General features: G+C 70.6%; 19 protein-coding genes and 2 pseudogenes. 10 read left to right on the top strand and 11 right to left on the bottom strand.

Features of this window, described 5'->3' with window-relative positions; genetic code table 11:
• The first annotated feature begins 185 nt into the window (after positions 1-185).
• The 7 genes from ccrA to pssA all read left to right on the top strand — a co-directional run bounded on the left by ccrA (position 186) and on the right by pssA (position 7,924).
• On the top strand, positions 186-1,523 hold the full coding sequence (gene ccrA / locus ACLGIH_RS05980; protein WP_416529299.1) for a crotonyl-CoA carboxylase/reductase: 1,338 nt from the start codon (positions 186-188) through the stop codon (positions 1,521-1,523).
• A gap of 17 nt (positions 1,524-1,540) precedes the next feature.
• Positions 1,541-3,568: a protein meaA gene (locus tag ACLGIH_RS05985; RefSeq protein ID WP_416524164.1), complete on the top strand. Its 2,028-nt coding sequence runs from the start codon at positions 1,541-1,543 to the stop codon at positions 3,566-3,568.
• Positions 3,565-4,530 (top strand): HpcH/HpaI aldolase/citrate lyase family protein, encoded by a 966-nt coding sequence (locus ACLGIH_RS05990; protein WP_416524165.1) that lies wholly within the window; start codon positions 3,565-3,567, stop codon positions 4,528-4,530. Before ACLGIH_RS05985 ends, ACLGIH_RS05990 begins: the two co-directional genes overlap by 4 nt.
• A gap of 5 nt (positions 4,531-4,535) precedes the next feature.
• On the top strand, positions 4,536-5,048 hold the full coding sequence (locus ACLGIH_RS05995) for a MaoC family dehydratase (RefSeq protein WP_416524166.1): 513 nt from the start codon (positions 4,536-4,538) through the stop codon (positions 5,046-5,048).
• Between the two features lie 2 nt (positions 5,049-5,050).
• Complete coding sequence (locus ACLGIH_RS06000; RefSeq protein WP_416524167.1) at positions 5,051-6,256, top strand: acyl-CoA dehydrogenase family protein; 1,206 nt, start codon at positions 5,051-5,053, stop codon at positions 6,254-6,256.
• Positions 6,257-6,426: 170 nt separating this feature from the next.
• Positions 6,427-7,083: a phosphatidylserine decarboxylase gene (locus tag ACLGIH_RS06005; protein ID WP_416524168.1), complete on the top strand. Its 657-nt coding sequence runs from the start codon at positions 6,427-6,429 to the stop codon at positions 7,081-7,083.
• Between the two features lie 22 nt (positions 7,084-7,105).
• On the top strand, positions 7,106-7,924 hold the full coding sequence (gene pssA / locus ACLGIH_RS06010) for a CDP-diacylglycerol--serine O-phosphatidyltransferase (RefSeq protein ID WP_416529300.1): 819 nt from the start codon (positions 7,106-7,108) through the stop codon (positions 7,922-7,924).
• 529 nt (positions 7,925-8,453) lie between these two features.
• Here the strand turns inward: pssA and ACLGIH_RS06015 are convergent.
• Positions 8,454-9,593, bottom strand: coding sequence for a glycerate kinase (locus ACLGIH_RS06015; protein ID WP_416529301.1), 1,140 nt, complete (start codon positions 9,591-9,593; stop codon positions 8,454-8,456).
• A gap of 160 nt (positions 9,594-9,753) precedes the next feature.
• Here ACLGIH_RS06015 and ACLGIH_RS06020 point away from each other — a divergent pair, with 160 nt between their 5' ends.
• Complete coding sequence (locus tag ACLGIH_RS06020) at positions 9,754-10,875, top strand: ADP-ribosylglycohydrolase family protein (RefSeq protein ID WP_416524169.1); 1,122 nt, start codon at positions 9,754-9,756, stop codon at positions 10,873-10,875.
• Positions 10,872-11,366 (top strand): NUDIX domain-containing protein, encoded by a 495-nt coding sequence (locus ACLGIH_RS06025; protein WP_416524170.1) that lies wholly within the window; start codon positions 10,872-10,874, stop codon positions 11,364-11,366. Before ACLGIH_RS06020 ends, ACLGIH_RS06025 begins: the two co-directional genes overlap by 4 nt.
• Before the next feature lie 9 nt (positions 11,367-11,375).
• Here ACLGIH_RS06025 and ACLGIH_RS06030 read toward each other — a convergent pair whose 3' ends face one another.
• The gene (locus tag ACLGIH_RS06030; protein WP_416524171.1) at positions 11,376-11,576 is read right to left on the bottom strand and encodes a type II toxin-antitoxin system VapB family antitoxin; all 201 of its coding nucleotides are present in this window, start codon (positions 11,574-11,576) and stop codon (positions 11,376-11,378) included.
• A gap of 94 nt (positions 11,577-11,670) precedes the next feature.
• Between ACLGIH_RS06030 and ACLGIH_RS06035 the strand changes: the two genes are divergently transcribed.
• Entirely contained in the window at positions 11,671-12,396 is a 726-nt protein-coding gene (locus ACLGIH_RS06035) for an SIR2 family NAD-dependent protein deacylase (protein WP_416524172.1), read from the top strand.
• On the opposite strand, the pseudogene ACLGIH_RS06040 reads toward ACLGIH_RS06035, so the two are convergent.
• The 9 genes and pseudogenes from ACLGIH_RS06040 to ACLGIH_RS06080 form a co-directional block, all read right to left on the bottom strand.
• Positions 12,393-12,698 (bottom strand): annotated as a pseudogene (locus ACLGIH_RS06040) (methylated-DNA--[protein]-cysteine S-methyltransferase); the annotation flags it as partial. The gene ACLGIH_RS06035 and the pseudogene ACLGIH_RS06040 sit on opposite strands and share 4 nt — an antisense overlap.
• A gap of 132 nt (positions 12,699-12,830) precedes the next feature.
• Positions 12,831-13,952, bottom strand: coding sequence for an ATP-grasp peptide maturase system methyltransferase (tgmC, locus tag ACLGIH_RS06045; RefSeq protein ID WP_416524173.1), 1,122 nt, complete (start codon positions 13,950-13,952; stop codon positions 12,831-12,833).
• Entirely contained in the window at positions 13,952-14,902 is a 951-nt protein-coding gene (gene tgmB, locus ACLGIH_RS06050; RefSeq protein WP_416524174.1) for an ATP-grasp ribosomal peptide maturase, read from the bottom strand. The genes tgmC and tgmB overlap by 1 nt, the downstream gene beginning before the upstream one ends.
• Positions 14,899-15,192, bottom strand: a complete 294-nt coding sequence (gene tgmA / locus ACLGIH_RS06055; RefSeq protein ID WP_416524175.1) for a putative ATP-grasp-modified RiPP — start codon at positions 15,190-15,192, stop codon at positions 14,899-14,901. Before tgmA ends, tgmB begins: the two co-directional genes overlap by 4 nt.
• Positions 15,193-15,399: 207 nt before the next feature.
• Positions 15,400-15,603 carry a hypothetical protein gene (locus ACLGIH_RS06060; protein ID WP_416524176.1) on the bottom strand — a complete coding sequence of 68 codons (204 nt, stop codon included), beginning with the start codon at positions 15,601-15,603 and terminating at the stop codon, positions 15,400-15,402.
• A complete protein-coding gene (locus ACLGIH_RS06065; RefSeq protein ID WP_416524177.1) occupies positions 15,600-15,968 on the bottom strand; it encodes a DUF6415 family natural product biosynthesis protein in 369 nt (122 codons plus the stop codon). Before ACLGIH_RS06065 ends, ACLGIH_RS06060 begins: the two co-directional genes overlap by 4 nt.
• Entirely contained in the window at positions 15,965-16,159 is a 195-nt protein-coding gene (locus ACLGIH_RS06070; protein WP_416524178.1) for a hypothetical protein, read from the bottom strand. The genes ACLGIH_RS06065 and ACLGIH_RS06070 overlap by 4 nt, the downstream gene beginning before the upstream one ends.
• 122 nt (positions 16,160-16,281) lie before the next feature.
• On the bottom strand, positions 16,282-17,532 hold the full coding sequence (locus ACLGIH_RS06075) for a helix-turn-helix transcriptional regulator (RefSeq protein ID WP_416524179.1): 1,251 nt from the start codon (positions 17,530-17,532) through the stop codon (positions 16,282-16,284).
• Positions 17,533-17,679: 147 nt separating this feature from the next.
• Positions 17,680-17,766 (bottom strand): annotated as a pseudogene (locus tag ACLGIH_RS06080) (methylated-DNA--[protein]-cysteine S-methyltransferase); the annotation flags it as partial.

Genomic DNA, 17,766 nt, shown 5'->3' on the forward strand with positions numbered 1-17,766 from the left:
CCCGCGGGCCATCACCGCGACCCGGACGCCTGCGTCACAGGCAACCTCCCGCGCCAACAAAGCGCCGCCGCACAGCACCATCCGCCGAACCGACGGCACCACCCTCACCCGACCCTCAGCAGTACCGACGCAACCCTCAGCGCCCCTCCCTCAGGGCGCTCGACGCCGGAGGCAACACCGTGACCATGAAGGACATCCTGGCCGCGATCCAGTCGCCCGACTCCACCTCGGCCGACTTCGCCAACCTGCCGCTCCCCGAGTCGTACCGCGCGATCACCGTGCACAAGGACGAGACGGAGATGTTCGCGGGCCTCGCCACCCGCGACAAGGACCCCCGCAAGTCGATCCACCTCGACGAGGTGCCCCTGCCGGAACTCGGCCCGGGTGAGGCCCTGGTGGCCGTGATGGCCTCCTCGGTCAACTACAACTCGGTGTGGACCTCGATCTTCGAGCCGCTGTCGACCTTCGGCTTCCTGGAGCGCTACGGCCGCACCAGCGAACTGGCCAAGCGCCACGACCTGCCCTACCACATCATCGGCTCCGACCTGGCCGGCGTCGTGCTGCGCACCGGCCCCGGAGTCAACGCCTGGCAGGCCGGTGACGAGGTCGTCGCGCACTGCCTGAGCGTCGAGCTGGAGTCGTCGGACGGCCACAACGACACGATGCTCGACCCCGAGCAGCGCATCTGGGGCTTCGAGACCAACTTCGGCGGCCTCGCCGAGATCGCCCTGGTCAAGTCCAACCAGCTGATGCCCAAGCCGGACCACCTCAGCTGGGAGGAGGCCGCGGCGCCGGGCCTGGTGAACTCCACCGCCTACCGCCAGCTGGTCTCCCGCAACGGCGCCGGCATGAAGCAGGGCGACAACGTGCTCATCTGGGGCGCGAGCGGCGGGCTCGGCTCGTACGCCACGCAGTTCGCACTGGCCGGCGGCGCCAACCCGGTCTGTGTCGTCTCCAGCGAGCAGAAGGCGGACATCTGCCGGTCCATGGGCGCCGAGGCGATCATCGACCGCAGCGCCGAAGGCTACAAGTTCTGGAAGGACGAGAACACCCAGGACCCGAAGGAGTGGAAGCGCTTCGGCAAGCGCATCCGCGAACTCACCGGCGGCGAGGACATCGACATCGTCTTCGAGCACCCCGGCCGCGAGACCTTCGGCGCGAGCGTCTACGTCACCCGCAAGGGCGGCACCATCACCACCTGCGCCTCGACCTCGGGCTACCTGCACCAGTACGACAACCGCTACCTGTGGATGTCGCTGAAGCGGATCATCGGCTCCCACTTCGCCAACTACCGCGAGGCCTGGGAGGCCAACCGGCTCATCGCCAAGGGCAAGATCCACCCGACCCTTTCCAAGGTCTACCCGCTGGAGGAGACCGGCCAGGCCGCGCACGACGTGCACCGCAACGCCCACCAGGGCAAGGTCGGCGTGCTGTGCCTGGCCCCCGAGGAGGGCCTGGGCGTGCGCGACCAGGAGAAGCGCGCCAAGCACCTCGACGCCATCAACCGCTTCCGCAACATCTGAGACACCCGAGGTCATAGATGACTGAGCGTCAGAAGGACCGGCCGTGGCTGATGCGCACGTACGCCGGTCACTCCACGGCCGAGGCGTCCAACGAGCTGTACCGGCGCAACCTCGCCAAGGGCCAGACGGGTCTGTCGGTGGCGTTCGACCTGCCGACCCAGACCGGCTACGACTCCGACCACATCCTCGCCCGCGGCGAGGTCGGCCGGGTCGGCGTGCCGATCGCGCACCTGGGTGACATGCGCCGGCTGTTCCAGGACATCCCCCTGGAGCAGATGAACACCTCGATGACCATCAACGCCACGGCCATGTGGCTGCTGGCGCTCTACCAGGTCGTGGCCGAGGAGCAGGGCGCGGACATCTCCAAGCTCCAGGGCACGACCCAGAACGACATCGTCAAGGAGTACCTGTCCCGGGGCACCCATGTGTTCCCGCCGGGGCCGTCGCTCCGCCTGACGACGGACATGATCGCGTACACGGTCTCCCACATGCCGAAGTGGAACCCGATCAACATCTGCAGCTACCACCTGCAGGAGGCGGGCGCCACGCCGGTGCAGGAGATCGCGTACGCGATGTCCACCGCGATCGCCGTGCTGGACGCCGTGCGCGACTCCGGCCAGGTGCCTCAGGAGCGCATGGGCGACGTGGTCGGCCGCATCTCCTTCTTCGTGAACGCGGGCGTCCGCTTCATCGAGGAGATGTGCAAGATGCGCGCCTTCGGCCGCATCTGGGACAAGGTCACCCGTGAGCGGTACGGCATCGAGAACCCCAAGCACCGCCGCTTCCGCTACGGCGTCCAGGTCAATTCGCTCGGGCTGACGGAGGCGCAGCCGGAGAACAACGTCCAGCGGATCGTCCTGGAGATGCTGGCCGTGACCCTCTCCAAGGACGCACGCGCGCGTGCCGTGCAGCTGCCGGCCTGGAACGAGGCGCTGGGCCTGCCCCGCCCCTGGGACCAGCAGTGGTCGCTGCGCATCCAGCAGGTCCTGGCGTACGAGAGCGACCTGCTGGAGTACGACGACATCTTCGAGGGTTCGAAGGTGATCGAGGCGAAGGTGGACGAACTGGTCGAGGCGGCCTTCGCCGAGATGGAGCGGATCGAGGAGATGGGCGGCGCGATGGCGGCCGTCGAGTCCGGCTACCTCAAGTCGCAGCTGGTCGCCTCGCACGCCGAGCGCCGGGCCCGGATCGAGTCCGGCCAGGAGAAGATCGTCGGCGTCAACGCCTTCGAGGGCACCGAGCCCAACCCGCTCACCGCCGACCTGGACACCGCGATCCAGACGGTGGACCCGGCGGTGGAGGCACGGGTGATCGCCGCGCTGCAGCACTGGCGCGACACCCGCTACCAGCCCCCGTTCAACCACCCGCGTCCCTGCAAGGCGCTGGAGCGGCTGAAGGAGGCCGCACGCGGCACCGACAACCTCATGGAGGCCACCCTGGAGTGCGCCCGGTCCGGGGTCACGACCGGCGAGTGGGCCGGCGCCCTGCGCGAGGTGTTCGGCGAGTTCCGGGCACCGACGGGCGTGTCCTCCGCGCCGGTGGCGGTCGCCGCCGAGGAGGGCACCGCGCTGGCCCGGGTGCGCAAGGCGGTGGAGCTGACCGCCCAGGACCTCGGTGTCGGCAAGCTGCGCTTCCTGGTCGGCAAGCCGGGCCTGGACGGCCACTCCAACGGCGCCGAGCAGATCGCGGTGCGTGCGCGTGACGCCGGCTTCGAGGTGGTGTACCAGGGCATCCGGCTGACGCCGGAGCAGATCGTGGACGCGGCCCTGGCGGAGGACGTGCACGCGGTCGGCCTGTCCATCCTCTCCGGCTCGCACGCGCAGCTGGTGCCGGACGTGCTGGAACGGCTCCATGTGGCCGGTGCCACAGATATTCCGGTGATCGCCGGTGGCATCATCCCGAATGGTGACGCCGAACAGCTGCGGGCCGCCGGAGTGGCCGCGGTCTTCACCCCGAAGGATTTCGACATCACCGGCATCATCGGCCGGATCGTGGACGAGATCCGCAACGCGAACAAGCTCGACCCCCTGGAGGTCCCCGCATGACCACGCCTGTCAACCGCCTTCGCCCGCGGCGCTCCTGCCTGGCGGTGCCGGGCTCGAACCCGCGCTTCCTGGAGAAGGCCCAGGGCCTCCCGGCGGACCAGGTCTTCCTGGACCTCGAGGACGCGTGCGCCCCGCTCGCCAAGCCCGAGGCGCGGCACACCATCGTGAAGTTCCTCAACGAGGGCGACTGGACGGGCAAGACACGGGTCGTGCGCGTCAACGACTGGACGACCGAGTGGACGTACCGCGATGTCGTCACGGTCGTCGAGGGCGCCGGACAGAACCTCGACTGCATCATGCTGCCGAAGGTGCAGGACGCCCAGCAGATCGTGGCGCTGGACCTGCTGCTGACCCAGATCGAGAAGACGATGGGCTTCGAGGTCGGCCGGATCGGCATCGAGGCGCAGATCGAGAACGCGCAGGGCCTGAACAACGTCAACGAGATCGCGCAGGCCTCCCCGCGCGTCGAGACCATCATCTTCGGCCCGGCCGACTTCATGGCGTCGATCAACATGAAGTCGCTGGTCGTGGGCGAGCAGCCGCCCGGCTACCCGGCGGACGCCTACCACTACATCCTGATGAAGATCCTGATGGCCGCCCGCGCCAACAACCTCCAGGCGATCGACGGCCCCTACCTGCAGATCCGCAACATCGACGGCTACCGCGAGGTCGCCCGGCGCGCCGCCGCCCTCGGCTTCGACGGCAAGTGGGTACTGCACCCGGGCCAGGTCGAGGCGTCCAACGAGATCTTCTCGCCCTCGCAGGAGGACTACGACCACGCCGAGCTGATCCTGGACGCGTACGACTACTACACGTCCGAGGCGGGCGGCAAGAAGGGCTCCGCGATGCTCGGCGACGAGATGATCGACGAGGCCAGCCGCAAGATGGCCCTGGTCGTCGCGGGCAAGGGCCGCGCCGCCGGCATGCGGCGCACCAGCAAGTTCGAGATCCCGGAGGGCTGAGCGCGATGCAGTTCGGACGCACCTACGAGGAGTTCGAGGTCGGGGCGACGTACAAGCACTGGCCGGGCAAGACGGTCACCGAGTACGACGACCACCTGTTCTGCCTCCTCACCATGAACCACCACCCGCTCCACATGGACACGAACTACGCCGAGAAGACGACGGACTTCGGCAAGAACGTGGTGGTCGGCAACTACATCTACTCCCTGCTGCTCGGCATGAGCGTGCCGGACATCTCCGGCAAGGCGATCGCCAACCTGGAGATCGAGTCGCTCAAGCACGTGGCGCCGACGTTCCACGGCGACACGGTCTACGGCCAGACCACCGTGCTCGACAAGTGGCCGTCGAAGTCGAAGAACGACCGCGGCATCGTGCACGTGGAGACCAAGGGCTACAAGCAGGACGGCACGCTGGTCTGCGTCTTCCGCCGCAAGGTGATGGTGCCCACCGAGACGTACATCAAGGAGCGCGGCGGCGAGCAGCCGGGCCGCCCCCAGCTCAAGGAGCAGGAGAAGTAACCATGGCCCGCCTCGCCCAGACCCACGGCCTCACGGACGTCCAGCAGGAGATCCTCTCCACCGTCCGCGACTTCGTGGACAAGGAGATCATCCCGGTCGCGACGGAGCTGGAGCACCGCGACGAGTACCCGCAGCAGATCGTGGACGGCCTCAAGGAGCTGGGCCTGTTCGGCCTGATGATCCCCGAGGAGTACGGGGGCCTGGGCGAGTCGCTGCTGACGTACGCGCTGTGCGTGGAGGAGATCGCCCGGGGCTGGATGTCGGTGTCCGGCATCATCAACACGCACTTCATCGTGGCGTACATGCTCAAGCAGCACGGCACGCAGGAGCAGAAGGACCACTTCCTGCCGAGGATGGCCGCCGGTGACATCCGGGGCGCCTTCTCGATGTCGGAGCCGGCGCTCGGCTCGGACGTGTCGGCCATCACGTCCAAGGCGGTGAAGGACGGCGACGAGTACGTCCTGACCGGCCAGAAGATGTGGCTGACGAACGGCGGCACGTCGTCGCTCGTGGCCGTCCTGGTGCGAAGTGACGAGGGTCACCCGGAGGGCACGGCACCGCACAAGTCGATGACGACCTTCCTGGTGGAGAAGGAGCCCGGCTTCGGTGAGGTCCGGCCCGGTCTCACCATCCCCGGGAAGATCGACAAGATGGGCTACAAGGGCGTCGACACCACCGAGCTCATCATGGACGGACTGCGCATTCCGGCTGATCGGGTGCTCGGCGGCGCCACCGGCCGAGGTTTTTACCAAATGATGGACGGCGTGGAGGTCGGCCGCGTCAATGTGGCGGCGCGTGGCTGCGGCGTCGCTCAGCGTGCCTTCGAGCTGGGTGTCCAGTACGCCCAGCAGCGTCACACTTTCGGCAAGGCGATCGCCCAGCACCAGGCCATCCAGTTCAAGCTGGCGGAGATGGCTACCAAGGTGGAGGCCGCTCATGCGATGATGGTGAATGCGGCACGCAAAAAGGACTCCGGCGAACGAAACGACCTGGAAGCGGGGATGGCAAAGTACCTCGCCTCCGAGTACTGCAAAGAGGTCGTGGAGGACGCCTTCCGGATCCACGGCGGCTACGGCTTCTCCAAGGAGTACGAGATCGAGCGTCTCTACCGGGAGGCGCCGATGCTCCTGATCGGTGAAGGCACCGCCGAGATCCAGAAAATGATCATCGGCCGCAGGTTGCTCGAAGAGTATCGATTCCAGGGCTAGATGTCCGGATACGGGGTGTTTTCTTGGAGAAGAAGATCACACCCCGTAGGCACTCTTCGGCCGCCGACTCGGCTTCCTGGCTTACCCAGTTGCCGCCCCGAGCCGCTACGATCGCCGGAAAGCCGCCGTCCCCCGTCGAAGCGCGGCCTGATCCGCTACGAAGGTCATCCATGCCCCACAGCCAAACCTCTGCACCTCGCGACAGCCTCGCCGGCGTACGCCTCGCGCGCGGAGCATCGCCGTGGCTCCTGCCGACCGTCGCCACCGCAGCCGTCAGCCTGGCCCGCGCCCGCCGCTCGGGTGCCGCCAAGGCCGTCGCCGTTCCCGCCACCGCGCTCGCGGCGGGCATGCTGTGGTTCTTCCGCGACCCCGAGCGCGAGATCGCGCAGGGCCGGGTCATCTCGCCCGCCGACGGAGTGGTGCAGAGCATCATGCCGTGGAAGGACGGCCGGACCCGCGTCGCCATCTTCATGAGCCCGCTGAACGTCCACGTCAACCGCGCCCCGCTGTCCGGCACCGTGACGTCGGTCGAGCACGTGCCCGGCGGCTTCGTTCCCGCTTTCAACAAGGAGAGCGAGAACAACGAGCGGGTCGTCTGGCACTTCGACACCGAGCTCGGCGACATCGAGATGATCCAGATCGCCGGCGCGGTGGCCCGCCGCATCGTCCCGTACGTGCCCCAGGGCACCAAGGTCGAGCAGGGCGACCGTATCGGTCTGATCCGCTTCGGCTCACGCGTCGACCTCTACCTGCCCGAGGGCGTGGAGGTCGCGGTCGAGGTCGGTCAGAAGACCGTGGCTGGGGTGACTCGCATTGACCGTGATTGACCCTGACACCAAGGCCGGCTGGGTGCCGGAGGCCGACGAGGTCGACGAAGCGGAGGAGATGCCGCTGTCGCTGCGCCTGTCGATAGCGGACACGCTCACCCTCGGCAACGCGACCTGCGGCTTCATGGCGGTGTACTTCACCACCACCGGCATCCTCATCCCGCACCTCACGGGCAGCGAGGAGTCGGGCATGGCCCGGCACAGCGCGGCCACGGCGGTCATCCTGATGCTGTGCGCGGCGATCTTCGACCTGTTCGACGGTCTGGTGGCCCGCAAGCTGCGCAGCTCGCCGATGGGCGCGGAGCTGGACAACCTGTCCGACCTGATCAGCTTCGGGCTGGCGCCGGCGTACTTCGTCCTGGTCTACGGCATGGTCGCGGACGACGCGTATCAGCGAGTGGCGGCGGTCGGTGCGATCGTCGTCCTGCTGGCGGTGGTGCTGAGGCTTGCGAGATTCTCGTGCGTCACGGTGAAGGACGGCACGTTCCAGGGCATGCCGTCGCCGTTCGGCGCGCTGACGGTGGTCTCCATCGTGCTGCTGGAGCTGCCCTTCGTGGCGACGCTGCTGGCGATCCTCGGGACGGCCTGGCTGATGGTGAGCCGGGTGGAGTACCCGAAGCCGCGAGGCCGGCTGGCGGTGGCGATGCTGTCCTGGATCGTCCTGTCGATGGGCCTGCTGGCGGCGTGGGCCTTCGACGCGCCGAGCGGGCAGCTGCTGCTCCAGACGGGCTGTGCGCTGCAGCTGGTGATGGGCGCGGTGATTCCGCTGTTCGCGACGGCACGGCGGGTGAACAACTTTCGTGACAATCGGCGGGAGGCGCGGGCGGCGCAGTTGCCGTAGCGACGCGTTGAGGGGCCCCGGACCGGGTTGGTCCGGGGCCCTTCGCTTGCGCGCTTGGCGGCGCCGCACCGTCCCTCCCACTTGGCGGCGCCGCACCGTCCGTCCCTGGGGCTCCGCCCCCAGACCCCCGGACCTATGCCCACCCACCGCCCGACTCGGCCAGTTCGAACAGGCTCCCAGGCCGATCCGGTCCCCCCGCATGCCAAGCCCCGTCCGCCCAAGCCGACGCCGGGCCCATACCCACCCCCGCCCGGCTCGGTCGGCCGAGCAGCCCCCAGGGCCCGGGAGGGCGCACCCCAGCCCGTCCGGCGTTCGAGGACGAGGCCCGCTCAAGGCGGATGCGGGGGTCTGGGGGCCGCAGGCCTGCTCGGGTCGGCCGAGCAGCCCCTCCGGGTGCCGAGAGGCGCACCCCAGCCCGTCCGGCGTTCGAGGACGAGGCCCGCTCAGGGCCGATGCGGGGGTCTGGGGGCCGCAGGCCCCCCGGGGATGGGACGGGTAGGGGCGGCGGGGGCGAGAAACGGTGTTCGGGTCAGGGCGCCAGGAAGTCCCGGGCGATGTTCTCCGCCACCTGCTCCAGAATCGGCCCCGCCTCCGCGATGCAGCGCGCCACGTCCGGCTCGACCTCCGTCAGCGGATACGCACGGCGGATCCCGGCCCGCCCCAGCACCTCCGCCGGCAGCGCCAGCCGCCCGCACACCGCGACGACCTCCTTGCCCGCCGCCCGCGCCGCCGCCGCCACACCCGCCGGCGCCTTGCCGTGCAGGGTCTGCTCGTCGAGCGACCCCTCACCGGTGATCACCAGATCGGCCCGCTCCAGCGCCGGCGCGAACCCCAGCACATCCAGCATGACCTCGATCCCGGGCCGGAACCGCGCCCCCAGCAGCAGCGCGCCGTAGCCGATGCCACCCGCGGCGCCGGCCCCCGGCGACGCGGCGTACTCGGCGGCCTTCGGGCCCACGACCCCCTCCAGCACCTTCGCGAAGTGCGCGAGGGCCGCGTCCAGCGTCCGCACGTCCTCCGGCGAGGCCCCCTTCTGCGGCCCGTAGACCGCAGGGGCGCCCTTCGGCCCGGTCAGCGGATTGTCGACATCGCTGGCGAGCACGAACTCGACCTCGGAGAGCCTCGGGTCCAGACCGGACAGGTCGGCCGTCGCCAGCTCGGCGAGCCCCCCGCCACCCGGCGACACCGGCTTCCCCCCGCCGTCCAGGAACCGCGCACCCAGGGCGGCCAGCATCCCGGCACCGCCGTCCGTGGTCGCGCTGCCGCCGACGCCGAACACGATCGTCCGCGCCCCGGCGTCCAGCGCGGCCCGCAGCAGCTCGCCGGAGCCGTATGTGGAGGCCGTCAGCGGCGCGAGGACGCCCTCGGGCAGCCGCTGCAGCCCGCTCGCCTCCGCCATCTCCACGACCGCGGTGTCGCCGCGCAGCGCGTACGCCGCCGTCACCTCGTCGCCGACGGGCCCGACGACCCGCAGCTCCCGGTGCTCGAACCCGGCCGCGACCGCCGCGGCCACGGTGCCGTCGCCGCCGTCGGCCACCGGCAGCGCCTCCACGGCGACGTCCGGCACGACCCGGCGCAGCCCGGCCGTCACCCGCTCGGCGACCTCGACGGCCGTCAGCGACCCCTTGAACTTGTCCGCGGCGACGAGCACCCGACGGGCCCCGTCCACTGCAGCGTCAGCCACCTTGCTATCCCCTTGCTCTTCGAGCCTTGCGCACGTCAAGGCAGTCGCGCCGCTGCGACCTTAACCTCACACCGGCCCCGTCGTCATGCCCTGCCCGGTCCCTGGACCGGCCCGGGGGCCGCTGCGGAGTGGGTACACCGCAGACATGACCCCTGAAGGCATCGCCGCCCCCGGACTCCCCGACCGCATCCACGGCGGCTGGCTGGGCCGGATCGCCGGCAACATGCTCGGCAAGCCGGTCGAGCAGGGCGAGGTGTGGACCCGCGACCGCATCGACCGCTACCTGCGGCGGGCCGACGCGCTGCCGCTGACCGACTACCTGCCCGAGCCGCTCACCCCCGCCGACGGCGACGCCGCGCTGCTGCGGCCCGAGTGGCGGGAGTGCGTCCGCGGCCGGATCGACGGCAGCTGCCGCGACGACGACGTCGACTACGCCGTCCTCGGCCTCCACCTGCTGGAGACCCACGGTTTCGGGTTCACCACCGAGCAGGTCGGCGACCTGTGGCTGCTGCGGCTGCCGTACCTGCAGACCTTCACCGCGGAGCGGGCGGCGTACCGGAACCTGGCCAACGGGCTCAAGCCGCCGCTGACCGCCACCTACGACAACCCCTACCAGGAGTGGATCGGCGCCCTCATCCGCGCCGACATCCACGGCTGGACCAACCCCGGCGCCCCGCGCCGCGCCGCGCTGCTGGCCCGCCGGGACGCGGTCCTGTCGCACACCGGCAACGGCGTCTACGGCGCCATGTGGGCGGCGGCGCTGATCTCGGCCGCGTTCACGGCCCCGACCGTGCGGCACGCCCTGGAGGCGGCGTTCACCGTCATCCCCGCGAGCAGCCGGCTCGCCCGGACCGTACGCCGGGTGGTCTCCCTGCACGATGCGGGGCTGGCCTGGGAGCACACCCTCGCCACCGTCGAGGAGGAGACCGCCGGGCCGGGCTGGATCCACACCGTCCCGAACGCCGCCGTGCTGACCGCCGGGCTGCTGTACGGCGACGGCGACTTCACCCGCACCATCGCGCTCACCGTGCGCGGCGGTCTGGACACCGACTCCAACGGCGCGACGGCGGGCTCGGTGGCCGGGGTGCTGTGCGGTGCGGCCGCCATCCCGGCGCAGTGGGTGCGGCCGCTGCGGGACACGGTGCGCAGCGCGGTCTTCGGGTTCGACGGCGTACGCATCAGTGAGCTGGCCGAGCGGACGCTGCGGCTGGCGGAGGCCGGAGGCCGGGAATCGACCGGGTCCGGCCTGGATACGCTTCCGGGATGACCACGTCACCTGACTACGCCACGTACATCGCCGGTCTGCCGCGGGTCCTGTGCGGTGCCGCCACGCTGCTGCGGGACGCCGAGGGCCGGGTGCTGCTCGTCGAGCCCAACTACCGGGAGGGCTGGACCCTGCCCGGCGGCACGGTCGAGTCCGACGCCGGTGAGACCCCGCGGCAGGGGGCGCGGCGGGAGACGGCCGAGGAGATCGGCATCGACGTCGAGCCGGGCCGGCTGCTGGCGGTGGACTGGGCGCAGGGACCGGGCCGGCCGCCGATCGTGGCGTACCTCTACGACGGCGGGGTCCTCGGCGAGGAGGACCTCAAGGCGATCCGGCTCCAGGAGGAGGAGCTGCTGTCCTGGCGGCTGGTGCCGCGCGAGGAGCTGGACGGCCATCTGCTGGACGCGCTTCTCGGCCGGGTCCTGGCGGGGCTAGACGTGCTCGCCGACGGCCGGGGTGCGGTGGAGCTGGAGAACGGCCGCCCGGTCGGCTGACATGGCCGGTCAGGCCTGAGTCTCCTGGGGCTTGTCCTCGACGGCGTGCAGCGCCTCGTCCCGCTCGGCCATCCTGGCCTCGGTGCGGTGCCCGCGCTGGATGTAGTCGCGGAGCACGAGCTCCACGGCGTCCTGCGGGGAGCCGACGCCGGCGAGCACCATGGCTTCCACCACGAGCTCGGCGTCCAGGGAGACGGTGACCTTTGCCATGCCGGGACGTTAGCACCCCGCGCACCGCCGCGGGCCGCCTCGGGACCGATTATCTGTTCGCCGTCCCGGCCGGGACCGCCCTACCCTCGGGACCATGAGCAAGCCACTGGTCGCGCTCCTCAGCGGCGCCGGCATCTCCACCGACTCCGGCATCCCCGACTACCGCGGGCCGAACGGCCTGTGGCGGCGCGACCCGGAGGCCGAGAAACTCGTGACGTACGAGTACTACATGGGCGATCCGGAGATCCGGCGCCGGTCCTGGCAGATGCGACGGAAGAACCGGACCCTGGCGGCCGAACCCAACGGCGCGCACCGGGCGGTGGCCGAGCTGGAGCGGGCCGGGGTGCCGGTGCGGGTCATCACGCAGAACGTGGACGGGCTGCACCAGCTGGCCGGGATGCCCGCCCGGAAGGTGCTGGAACTGCACGGCAGCGCGCGCAGTTACGTGTGCACCGGGTGCCACGCCCGCGGCCCGATGGAGGACGCCCTCGCCCGCGTCGAGGCCGGTGAGGACGACCCGCCCTGTCTGGAGTGCGGCGGCATCCTGAAGTCGGCGACGGTGATGTTCGGCGAGCGGCTCGATCCGGTGGTGCTCGGCGAGGCGGTCGCCATCACCAAGGCCTGCCAGGTGTTCGTCGCCGTCGGCACCAGCCTCCAGGTGCAGCCCGCCGCCGGGCTGGCCGGTGTGGCCGCCGACCACGGGGCCCGGCTGGTCATCGTCAACGCCGAGCCGACGCCGTACGACGACCTGGCCGACGAGGTGATCCGGGAGCCGATCGGCACCGCGCTCCCGGAGCTGCTGCGCACCCTCGCCGGCTAGAACAGGGCCGTTCCCCGCTCGAAGTCCAGCAGGCGGCGTTTGCGGTGCAGGCCGCCGCCGTAGCCGGTCAGGCCACCGCCCGCGCCGATGACGCGGTGGCAGGGGACGATGATGCCGACCGGGTTGCGGCCGTTGGCGAGGCCGACGGCGCGGGAGGCGGCCGGGTTGCCGAGAGCGTCGGCGAGTTGGCCGTAGGTGCGGGTCTCGCCGTACGGGACGGTGCGCAGCGCGTCCCAGACGGTGCGCTGGTAGGGCGTGCCCGTCAGGCGCAGTTCGAGCGTGAAGTCCGACAGCTCCCCGGCGAGCTGCTCCGGATCGCCGCCGTCCTCAACGCGCGTCTCCGCCCTCGTCAACGACTGACCCCGGGCACGCCGAGGCCCCGCCCATCCGCCACGGGGGAAACGGACAGGCGGGGCCGGCCAGGATCGGCGTCGTCAGACCTTCTGCCAGGTCACCCTCTGCCCCTCAGGCGAGACGATGACCTGGAAACGGTCCAGCGTCGGGGAGCCGTCCGCCCGCCAGCGCAGCAGGTGGTCCTCGATGGCGTCCCACAACTGCACGACCCCGCCCTGCCGGACGACCCAGTGCTCACCGTCCTGAGTCAGGGCTGCCCAGGCGCCAGCCTCCACGTCGACCAGGACGTGCTGCGTGGTGTCGGCGAACGTCAGGCTGAGGCGCTGCGCGCGCGGCGCCGCCAGCTGCGCGACGAACCGGGCGTCCCAGTCGTCCAGGACATCGGCGCCCACCTGGGTGGTCCGCTCTTTCCCGGACTCCATGTCGGGCAGCATGCCCAGCGGCAGCGGCCACTGCGGCCGGGCGAGCATGAAGGAGATGTGTCCCGTGAGCAGCTGTCCGTGGGCCACCCCGTCGTCGCCGACGGCGAGCCGAGCCAGCTCCGAGGCATGCATCCAGCCGCCAAGGGTCGCGAGGATGATGCCGCCCGGCCTGGTCTGCTCGATCCACGTGTGCGGCAGTTCCAGCACGCCGCAGGTGGCGACCAGCCGGTCATAGGGGGCGCCGTCCTTGTGCCCGGCCAGTCCGTCACCGACGACCAGTTCCGGGAAGTAGCCGCACGCACTCAAGCCGGCGCCGGCCCGGCGGGACACGTCCGCGTCCACCTCCACCGACGCCACCAGGTCGTCCCCCAGGCGGTGGCACAGCAGCCCGGTGGAATACCCGGTACCGGTGCCGATCTCCAGCACCCGGTTGCCGTCCTCGACCTGGAGGTCCTCGAGCATCCGCACGACCAGGCTCGGCAGCGTGCTGGAGGAGGTGGGCTCGCGCAGGATCTCGCCGCGGATGTCACCGGGACAGATGGTCCCGGCGATCTGGGTGACCAGCGACTCGTCCGCGTAGCAGCGCTCCAGCCAGCCGTCGGTGTCGACCGGTACCGATCGCCAGGCGTCCCCGGCGCGCTCGAAGAAGCCGTCACGCAGGAACGGGTGACGGGGCACCGCTTCGACGGCCCGCCGCCACGGGTCGGTGCGCAGGGCGCCGGCCTCAGCGAGCCGGCCGGCCAGCGCCCGGCGCAGCGCGGCGGAGTCCATGACGGCCATCAGCAGGTCTTCCTTTCCAGGACATCAGCCACGGCCGCGAGCAACGGCAGGCCGGTCTCGGGCTCCAGCCAGTACCACTGGCCGGACGGATTGCACTCCAGGAACCACCATCGGCCCTCGCGGTCGATTGCGAAGTCAAAAGCTCCGAAGACCAGCCCGAAGTGGTCCAGGTAGCGGTGGAGTGCGGCCTCAAGGCCGGGCGGCACCTCCATGGGTGTGTAGGCCAGCGCGCTGTAGTCGGTGCGCCAGTCAAGGAGGCCGGAGTCGATGCGGACGCAAAACGTCTGTGTGCCGATGACAGTCACGCGCACGTCCGCCGTCTTGTCGATGCGCTGCTGGAACAGGTGCGCGGTGCCCGCCACCCTGTCGTCGATGTCCTCGACAGCCACCTCGGCAACCTTCACGACCGACGAGACACCGTCAACCCGGTACACCGGGTTGTGCAGGGGCTTGTAGACGACGGGGCCGTGCTGCTTGGTGAAAGCCCGCGCCGCATCAGGGCTGGACGTGATGAGCGTGCGCGGGACCAAGAAGCCGGCGCTCACCGCAGCGGCCAGCCCGGAGGGCTTGAATTCCGCGTCCCCGATGCGGTGCGGGTGGTTGACGTACAGGCAGCCGGGCAGCGAGGCGAGCACGCCACCGAGGCCGTAGCGGGCCTGGGTGATGGCGAACCGGGCGTCCTGCTCATCGAGGTACGGGAACGCGAACCCGGTCGGCCGCCGGTAATACAGGGCTCGGATGCCGACCAGGTCGGCGGTGCGGGACGGAGTACGGAGGCGGCCCTGTAAGCCGCTCGGGGTGATCTCTGCCTCCACCGACAGTGATGCGGGGAAGTCCCCGGAGTCGAGCCGCACGACCGGGACATCCCGACCGTGCAGCTCACTGATCACCACGTCGGCAGTGGGGTCGTGCAGGCTGGTGACGACCAACACCGGACGCGGGTCACTCACTGGTCGCTGTCACTCCCGGTGTCGCTGTCCTGCGTGGAGCCATTGCCGTCCGGGCTGGTTCCCGTCGACGGGGACGTGCCCGTGCTGGTGCCGTGGCCCGGCACTTCCACGACCTGCCCGGAGGCGTCGAGGAACACCGCCGTCTGCGTGGCCCGGTCCAGCTCGGTCCGGGCGTACGCAGGGGCCGTCGTGGGGTACGGCGCCATGCGATCCAGACCCCACGGGCGCGGCGCGACGGTCCCCTGGGGGACAGCCGGTCCGGTGGGCACACGGTCAGAATGGACGAACATGTCTCTCCCTTGTCGGAGTGGTGAGGGATATACAGCCCGCCCCAGGGCTCGACCAGTCCGGAGTTCGGGGCCTGGTGCGGGGTTTCGGGACCCGTCCCGCCGCCGGCTTGCCTTCCGGCAGCGGGACGGGCGTGTGTGTGGGGGGGATGCGACCCTGACCCTGCGGTCGTCATGGGGCCCCTTGTGCGCCGAGGCACAGCGGGGCGGTCAGCCGCCCTGGAAGGCCTGCGCGAGCAGCACGCGTGCCAGGATGCGGGTCGCCACGGGGTCGGGCTCGACCAGGTCGGCGTGCGCCCGGTGCGCCCAGGTGTCCCAGCCGGCGCCGCTGTTGCCCGGCTCGTGAGCGACCAGGACCGCGTCGTCCGGGTCCAAGATCGGCTCGTCGCAGTAGCCGCACACGAGCCCGGTCACGGCAGCTCGCCGGCCAGCTTCTCGTGGTGCTCGCACAGGGCGCTCAGGACGCGGGCCAGGCGCCGGGCGTAGCCGAGGGCGCCGCCGTAGCGGGGACTGGGCTGCGCGCTCAGCCTGCGGCGGGCCTCGCCGACGCAGGCGAGCGTGCAGTAGCGGGGCACGCTGTCCTTCGGCTGCTTCCCGGCGATCCGCTCAATCACGGGGATGATCAGCTGGACATGGCCGCGCAGCTGCTCGGTGAGCAGCACGAGTTCATCGTCGGCCGGAACCGCGGCAGGGCCGGGTTCCAGCAGCCGACGCACGGCCTGCCGCATGACATCCAGGTCGATGGGTGCGGTGTCGCTGCTCTGCTCGATGGCGTTCACCGGGCCGCCGCCTTATCGGCTCGGCACAGCGGGCACTTGCACGGCGGGTAAATGTGGTTGGACGGCGGCGGGCCCTTGAGGTCCGTCACGGAAACGGTGCCCTGGTCCTCGGTGACCTTGCCGTCCCGGTCGACCCGGTAGACGTGAATGGTCATCCTGGCGCCGCGCTTTCCGCGGGCTGTAGCGTTCATGGTGTCGACGCTCCTCGACAGCGTTGGCAACCCCGGCGAGGTCTCACCACCTCGTCGGGGCCTGATGCTTCGACCGTAGGAGCGCCTGCACCCGACCGCCGACCGTAATCCGGTCGCTACGCTCAGGCAGCGAGCATGCCGATCTTCATGGCAAGGTCAGCGGCACGACGCCGCCGCGCGGCCTGAGTTGACTCGATCTCCTCCAACAGGATCGCCTTCGCGTAGCCGTTGTACCGGATCGTTTCCGGCGCTGCTTCGAACGCCTTCTGGAGGGACGCCACGGCAGTATCCGGCTGGTTGTCCAGTTGGTAGCCGCGCGCCTCCTCAATGCGGTGCCGGGCCCGCCGCGGGCGGGACTGAATCGTCGACCGGTCGGCGCGTGCCGCCTGCCGTACCGACTCCCCACCCTGGTGCAGTTCTACAGCGATCGTGACCGCGTGGGCGCCCATGACGGCCTGAGAGAAGCTGGTGACCGGGTGGTAGTAGTCGGCCGGCAGCCGCGCGGCCATGTCGTTGGCCGTGTCCCAGTGCCGCCATGCGGTGCCGGTCTCGCGGCGCCGGGCGGCTGTGTAGCCCAGCTCGAATTCCAGCGCTCCCGCGATCGCCAGGACGTCATCCGAGGCGTCGGGCAGCAGCGGCTGGAGGAACCGGACCGCTTCACGGTTGACCGCGTCGGCCGCATCGAAGTGCCTCGGACCGGAGTCCCGGTGCGCCTGAGCCAGCAACCACGCGGCCACTCCGATGGCGTGCGGGTCCCCGCTCTCCTGGGCCGCGATCATGCCGCGCTCGGCGACGCGCCACAGCAGGGAGCTGTCGGGCTGGTAGGCGATGAAGAACTGGCTGAGGCTGTACGCCTGTGCGAGCAGGGCCTGCGCGGCTCGGCGGTCAACGGCGCTGTCCACGTGGCGGACGAGAGCCACGGCGTCCCGGATGAGGTCCGGCAGCAGCCTGCCGATCGCTTCCCTGTGGTTCTTCGCAGCGTGCCTGGCCTTCCAGGCGGCGTGCAGCCGGGCTTCCAGATGCGCCACAGGGGGCGGCTCCTGGTCGGAGGCCAGCGGGAAGCTGTCGATGGCAGCCTTTACGGCCGCCAGGCGCGGGTGCCCGGGACCGACGAACAGGTCCACGTGAGCGTCGGGCCGACCGGTCAGGTCAGCCAAATCGCGAACCCTCAGCGCCTCCGCGATCCGCAGCACCATCTCCAGGCCGGGCGGCTTCTGCTGCCCGTTCTCGATCTTTCGAAGAGTGTGCGGCGAGATGCCCACCAGGTCGGCGAGCTGCGCCTGCGTCATGCCGCGGCGTTCGCGAAGAATCTGTACGCGCTGTCCGAACTTCAGTGGGTCGGCGTACGGGTCGGGGGTAACATCGGTAGACATCACGGCCTTGCCCCTCCTAGCAGCTTCGTCACTGCAAGAGTAGGGGGCAAGGCCGGTTCTGTGTGAGGCTCCGGGCGATGCGTCAACGCACGGGGCAGGTCAGAAGGCGCCCCGGACGCCGCCAAGGCCTGCCCCTACCGGTCGGGGCGTCCAGTACAGGCCGCGCAGGACACCGTCGTCGGCGATGAGGGTCAGAAAGCCGTAGGGGCTGTCGATGACGGTGTGCTGCTTCAT

Source organism: Streptomyces hamibioticus (genome assembly GCF_047946815.1).
In the GTDB taxonomy this organism is placed as follows: domain Bacteria; phylum Actinomycetota; class Actinomycetes; order Streptomycetales; family Streptomycetaceae; genus Streptomyces.

Excerpts from the sequence above, each read along its gene's own strand:
- tgmA (WP_416524175.1), bottom strand. The coding sequence starts at position 15,192 with ATGTTCGTCCATTCTGACCGTGTGCCCACCGGACCGGCTGTCCCCCAG.
- ACLGIH_RS06005 (WP_416524168.1), top strand. The coding sequence starts at position 6,427 with ATGCCCCACAGCCAAACCTCTGCACCTCGCGACAGCCTCGCCGGCGTA.
- ACLGIH_RS06070 (WP_416524178.1), bottom strand. The coding sequence starts at position 16,159 with ATGAACGCTACAGCCCGCGGAAAGCGCGGCGCCAGGATGACCATTCAC.
- ACLGIH_RS06035 (WP_416524172.1), top strand. The coding sequence starts at position 11,671 with ATGAGCAAGCCACTGGTCGCGCTCCTCAGCGGCGCCGGCATCTCCACC.
- ACLGIH_RS06075 (WP_416524179.1), bottom strand. The coding sequence starts at position 17,532 with ATGTCTACCGATGTTACCCCCGACCCGTACGCCGACCCACTGAAGTTC.
- ACLGIH_RS05995 (WP_416524166.1), top strand. The coding sequence starts at position 4,536 with ATGCAGTTCGGACGCACCTACGAGGAGTTCGAGGTCGGGGCGACGTAC.
- ccrA (WP_416529299.1), top strand. The coding sequence starts at position 186 with ATGAAGGACATCCTGGCCGCGATCCAGTCGCCCGACTCCACCTCGGCC.
- ACLGIH_RS05985 (WP_416524164.1), top strand. The coding sequence starts at position 1,541 with ATGACTGAGCGTCAGAAGGACCGGCCGTGGCTGATGCGCACGTACGCC.
- ACLGIH_RS06025 (WP_416524170.1), top strand. The coding sequence starts at position 10,872 with ATGACCACGTCACCTGACTACGCCACGTACATCGCCGGTCTGCCGCGG.
- tgmC (WP_416524173.1), bottom strand. The coding sequence starts at position 13,952 with ATGGCCGTCATGGACTCCGCCGCGCTGCGCCGGGCGCTGGCCGGCCGG.
- ACLGIH_RS06000 (WP_416524167.1), top strand. The coding sequence starts at position 5,051 with ATGGCCCGCCTCGCCCAGACCCACGGCCTCACGGACGTCCAGCAGGAG.
- ACLGIH_RS06020 (WP_416524169.1), top strand. The coding sequence starts at position 9,754 with ATGACCCCTGAAGGCATCGCCGCCCCCGGACTCCCCGACCGCATCCAC.
- ACLGIH_RS05990 (WP_416524165.1), top strand. The coding sequence starts at position 3,565 with ATGACCACGCCTGTCAACCGCCTTCGCCCGCGGCGCTCCTGCCTGGCG.
- ACLGIH_RS06030 (WP_416524171.1), bottom strand. The coding sequence starts at position 11,576 with ATGGCAAAGGTCACCGTCTCCCTGGACGCCGAGCTCGTGGTGGAAGCC.